This is a genomic window from Comamonas sp. FG99 (assembly GCF_057808605.1).
This window is the reverse complement of sequence record NZ_JBMDII010000083.1, coordinates 1-1199: the sequence shown is the minus strand read 5'-3', so window position 1 is coordinate 1199 and position 1199 is coordinate 1. Positions and strand designations below refer to the sequence as shown.

The following is a 1199-nucleotide window of genomic DNA, read 5'->3' as shown; positions in this document are numbered from 1 at the left end:
TCAAGTCATTTGAAAGTCGAAGCTCTTCCACTGGAATCGGACCGGCTGAGCGTTCATCTCTTCGATGCCCTTGAGGATGCGCTGCTTCAACTCATCCAGCGAGGACACGCGAATGTGGCGCAGGAAACTGCGCGCCATCTTGGAGAAGGCGGACTCGACCAGATTGAGCCAAGAGCCGTGCTTGGGAGTGTGGACGTACTCGAAGCGACCTGGACGGCTGGCCAAGTAGGCCATCGTTTCTTTGGAGATGTGCGCGCTGTGGTTGTCCAGCACGACACGGATGATGGCCTCGGGCGCATAGTGTTCGTCCAGTCGGCGCAGCAGCGCGATGAACTCCACGCTGCGATGGCGCGGCTCGACGTTGGCGATGATCTGTCCGCTATGAAGGTCCAGTGCCGCAATGATCGACAAGGTGCCGTGACGCACGTACTCGTGATCGCGACCGATGCCCGGGTGCTGGCCTGGCACTGGCGCCAGATCAGGTGCCGTCGTGCCCAGCGCCTGCACACCGGGCTTCTCGTCCACGCTGACGGTGTAGATCGGCGTGGGCCGCGCGTCATGCACCGCATCGGCCCGGTACAGGTTGACGTCGCGGTAGACCATGAGCACCTCGGCCATCTTGCGTTCGAACTGCGCGTCGCGTTGCTCCAGGTAGTAGTGCACACGGTGGGGCTTGAGTTCGTGGGCATCAAGAATGCGCCAAACGGTTGTCTTGCCAGCCCGGGCCAAGCGTGGAAAGCCTGCCGAGATCGCGTGCGAAGCCACATACCCAGCCAGGGCCGACAGCGTCCACAGTTCGGCGGCCATACCCAGCGAGCTGGGTTTGCGGCACGCCAGATCGATCACCCAGGCCTTGGCTTCATCGCTGATCTGCGGGGCATGGGGCCGGTGGAAGCGATCACGCAAGCCTGTGTTCACGCCAGCAGCCAGCGCCTTGTCGATGCACTTGTAGATCGTGGGGCGCGACACTCCGAGCAGGCGCTGTATCTCCGTGGGTGCCTTGCCTTGCGCATATGCCAGCAGCACCTTGGCGCGCTCCACCTCGCGCAGCGCTGCTGTGCGCGAGCCCGCCAACTCCTGCAGCATCGTGCGCTGCTCGGTGCTCAACGCAAGCGCCGCTCGTCCTGTCTTTCGTGCCATGCCGGCCTCCATGTCGGTTTGCTGGATGGCATCATCGCCGTTGGTGGCTTTTAAGTAAA

Annotated in this window: 1 protein-coding gene; it reads right to left on the bottom strand. The window is 62.7% G+C overall.

Annotation, left to right across the window (positions count from 1 at the left end):
- Complete coding sequence (locus tag ACODRX_RS25790) at nucleotides 1-1140, bottom strand: IS630 family transposase (RefSeq protein WP_488874399.1); 1140 nt, start codon at nucleotides 1138-1140, stop codon at nucleotides 1-3.
- Between the last annotated feature and the right edge of the window lie 59 nt (nucleotides 1141-1199).

Excerpts from the sequence above, each read along its gene's own strand:
- ACODRX_RS25790 (WP_488874399.1), bottom strand. The coding sequence starts at position 1,140 with ATGGCACGAAAGACAGGACGAGCGGCGCTTGCGTTGAGCACCGAGCAG.